Below are 4,005 nucleotides of genomic sequence, written 5' to 3'. Positions count from 1 at the left end.
GTATAGGGGGATTAGGAAAATATTTACATACGTCTCATTATGGAGTGCTTACGTTTTGTATTAGTCGCGTTTGAAAATATCGCGGGTGTAAACTTTGTCTTTTACATCATCAAGAATGTTGTTATAGCGGTTAGCAATAATTGAATTACTTTGAGACTTGAATTGTTCAATGTCATTGACAACCTTGCTGCCAAAGAAGGTAGTGCCGTTTTCTAGGGTAGGTTCATAGATAATGACTTCTGCACCCTTGGCTTTGACACGCTTCATAATGCCTTGGATGGATGATTGGCGGAAGTTGTCAGAATTAGACTTCATAGTCAGTCTGTAGACACCGACAGTTACTTGTTTTTCATCTTGTGGGTCAAAGTTATTTGAATCTGTGTAGGAGTAGTAACCAGCTTTTTGAAGAACTTGATCAGCGATGAAGTCTTTTCTAGTTGAATTGGATTTAACAATAGCTTCGATTAAGTCTTCAGGAACATCTTGGTAGTTGGCAAGTAATTGCTTAGTATCTTTAGGTAAGCAGTAACCACCGTAACCAAATGAAGGATTATTGTAGTGAGAGCCAATTCGCGGATCAAGGCAAACCCCATTGATAATTTCTTCAGTGTTGAGACCCTTAGATTCGGCGTAGGTATCGAGTTCGTTGAAGTATGAAACCCGTAATGCCAGGTAAGTATTAGCAAACAATTTAACAGCTTCTGCTTCAGTGAAGCCCATGAAGAGGGTATCAATATTCTCTTTAATAGCACCTTCTTGAAGTAAGGCAGCAAATTTGTGTGAGGCTGCAATTAAGTCCGAATCATTTTTATCAGTTGAAACGATAATTCGACTTGGATAAAGGTTATCGTAAAGTGCTTTGGATTCACGCAAGAATTCAGGACTGAAGATAATTTTATTAGTTTGGTATTTCTTACGAACTGATTCAGTATAACCAACAGGGATAGTTGATTTAATAACCATGACTGCATTAGGGTTAACTTTCATAACCAGTTCGATTACAGCTTCAACAGCACTGGTATCGAAGTAGTTTTTCTTACTATCATAGTTTGTTGGTGCAGCGATTACTACGAAGTCAGCATCTTTATAAGCACTTTCACCATCAAGAGTAGCAGTTAAATCCAAATCTTTTTCTGCTAGGTATTTTTCAATGTAGTCATCTTGAATTGGTGATTTGCGACTATTAATCAAATCCACCTTTTCAGGCACAATATCAACAGCGGTAACATGATTGTGCTGAGCTAGTAGAGTAGCGATTGAAAGGCCGACGTATCCTGTCCCTGCCACAGCAATCTTTAAAGGAGAGACTGGCTTGAATTGGTTAGCAGCTTCATCATCCATAAAAAGATCAGTTAAGTCAAAGTTAAGCACTTGGCCTAATTGTTCTAGTTGAGGAATTGACGGAGTAAAATCTTCTGCTTCAATCCGGCTAATAGTAGCGCGGTTAATGCTGGTAGTATCTGCTAATTGTTGTTGAGTTAGCCCTTTTTCTTTACGCTTGGTTACGATAGTATCGGCTAACTTTTTCAAAGATAATTTCTTCATAAAGAATAGTACCTGTCCTTTTGTTATTTTAAATAACCGTAAATAGATGCGGTATAGGTATATGATAGCATAAAAATGGGGATTGTGATAGGAGTAAAAATTTGGAACAGGCGAAAATGTGATTAAGGATAACATTAGGTGGTGGGGTTAAAAAACAGTGGGAAGTGGCCGATTATGTATAGTGAGGAAGTGATCATATGATAAAAGATGTCATAAAAGAATTAAAATCATCTGTTAGTGAAAGAGAATATTCTGAGTGGGAAATTTCTATCCAAAAATATATAGAGAAATTATTGCATAGAGAAAATATTGAAGATATATTATTTGAACATGTGACATTTGGAATCGTTGATAAAAATCGGATTCATATGGGATTAGAAAATATAATGGTTTACAATCCTGAAAAAGGTTACTGGGAAAAGGCTGTATATATTTTGCGTTTAATTTTAGATGCTTTTCACAAAGAATATACGGAAAGAAATGTTACTGAGATAGCTAATATTATATGTGGAAAGGTTAATAGTTTAAGAGGAACTATTAACCTGAGAAAGCAATATTCGGGAAGTAGATATTTGCTTTATGAAAATGGCATTTTTGATTTGAAAGAAATGAAACTTAATCCTATCAAGACCATTAAGGATCTAAGCGGAATTGTAGGAATTGACTTTGGACAGAAGTTTGATATAAATGGGGAGAAGCTAAGCGTTCCAGAAATGTTTTTCACCAGTAAGCATATGCATATGCGTGATTTAATGGTTGATTCACCATTACCTAGTTTTCCTATTAGCACAGCTAATGAAATTTGGACACCGCATGATTGGTTGTTAAGAACAAACGATGGAAAACAAGAGCAAGTCACTTACTTTTTACAACTGTTGGGAGCTATGCTAGTGCCAAATCATTTTTTTGAATGTTTCATCGAAATAAATGAAAAAGATACTTCAGATAAGAATGTTTTACTTTCACTAGTCAAGGAAATATACAATAATGATAGTATTAAATTAAATTATAAATTATCGGAGCTTAAGCGAAAAAAACCATTTAGCGGTAAAGTTGATGCACATACTAACATAATTGGAATCAGTGAAGCAAATGGAGCAGTTCTATCTGCAAAAGAAACTAATCTAATTAGTGCGCTGGTGAATATAGAAAGTATGATACTGCCAGGCTTAAATCCACTCCCATTGTTGGTTATCGAAAGTGAAGGATGGCTAAAATTTAATGATGTTAAGAACACAGTTAGTGGCATCAATCGTAGATTACTACCGTTAGATTTAACCGAGTCTGATGACAAATGTCACTTTCCATTAAGCGCTTTTAAAAATAAAGAAGTTATAGATTGGTTTAATTGGCAGGCTCTTGTTGCATTACATGATTTGACTGAAGGAAATGAGAATTTTATTTTTGAAATTGATGATATCAAGACTTTGCCTGATTTCGCTAGACGTTGGCATTTTACGGCTGTTAATGGTGATGATGAGTATATGAAACATTTTATTAAATACCTTACACCAGCGTTGCATGTTGGGTATCTACCAATTCCGTTGATGTATCAGCTGTATAGTGGGTTAGCACGTTTGGAAAATAGAGATGAATATATTAAGTCACCAAAATCTTTTAAGGATGTTTTTTGTACTTACTTAGATGAAGAATATGGTATTGAAAACTATGGAGGAACATTGAGAAAAATAGAGGAAGAGGAGTTAGGTATTGATTTTAGTGAATTAAATAATATGATAGAATTATCCAAAGACATCAATGAGTATCGAAATTCTATATATGCTAAGTATCCGATACCTGATTGGATTCAGATAAAATAGTTAGCTGTCAAAAATTTTTGATATATCCTTTTCGAGAAATTATAAGAAAGCAGTATTTTTTGGCTCTAGAATTTTCTAATCATAAAATAGCCGTTTTCAACTACTCCAGTGATCGTAAACAGGAAAATATTGGCGAGCTAGTTGGTGATTATACTGGTTGTATTATATGTGATGGTTATAACGCTTATAGTAGCGAAAGATACCCTCAAATAACCTATGGTAGCTGTTTAGTGCATATACGAAGACAATTTGTCGAGATAGTTAAAACACTTAAGAATGGTAGCCAGTCCAATGCAGCTAAAGCGGTAAAGCTATTGAATAGTATCTTTGAAGCGGAAAAGCAACTTAATATCAAAGCGCAGAAGCGTAAGCTTCACTTGAAACCATACGTTGACAAGTTTTACGATTTCCTAGAATCCAAGTGGTAAGCTGAAATAGGCGATTGACTATGCCAAAAAGTTCCGCACTAGACTGGAAAATATTTACGAAATTGGTGAATTACCACTACCGAATAATCCAGTGGAGCAGTTGATTAGACCAGCTAGTCCGCAAAAATTTACTATTTGCGACAACGGTAGCTGGAGCGTAAGCACTCCATAATGAGACGTATGTAAATATTTTCCTAATCCCCCTATACTAC

At 35.2% G+C, this 4,005-nt stretch carries 3 protein-coding genes; 2 read left to right on the top strand and 1 reads right to left on the bottom strand.

Translation table 11 applies throughout. The features are described 5' to 3' along the window. Positions 1 to 60 precede the first annotated feature (60 nt). Positions 61 to 1,545, bottom strand: a complete 1,485-nt coding sequence (locus FC14_RS03200) for a nucleotide sugar dehydrogenase (protein WP_056976461.1) — start codon at positions 1,543 to 1,545, stop codon at positions 61 to 63. A 197-nt stretch (positions 1,546 to 1,742) separates the two neighbouring features. On the opposite strand from FC14_RS03200, the gene FC14_RS03195 reads away from it, so the two are divergent. Both FC14_RS03195 and FC14_RS03190 read left to right on the top strand, forming a co-directional pair. Then, the gene (locus FC14_RS03195) at positions 1,743 to 3,365 is read left to right on the top strand and encodes a hypothetical protein (RefSeq protein ID WP_056976460.1); all 1,623 of its coding nucleotides are present in this window, start codon (positions 1,743 to 1,745) and stop codon (positions 3,363 to 3,365) included. A 59-nt stretch (positions 3,366 to 3,424) separates the two neighbouring features. Next, entirely contained in the window at positions 3,425 to 3,793 is a 369-nt protein-coding gene (locus tag FC14_RS03190; RefSeq protein ID WP_056976459.1) for an IS66 family transposase, read from the top strand. Positions 3,794 to 4,005: the final 212 nt, after the last annotated feature.

This window comes from Ligilactobacillus agilis DSM 20509 (genome assembly GCF_001436215.1).
GTDB lineage: Bacteria > Bacillota > Bacilli > Lactobacillales > Lactobacillaceae > Ligilactobacillus > Ligilactobacillus agilis.
The sequence above is the reverse complement of the archived record's forward strand: the minus strand, read 5'-3'. Positions and strand labels throughout refer to the sequence as shown.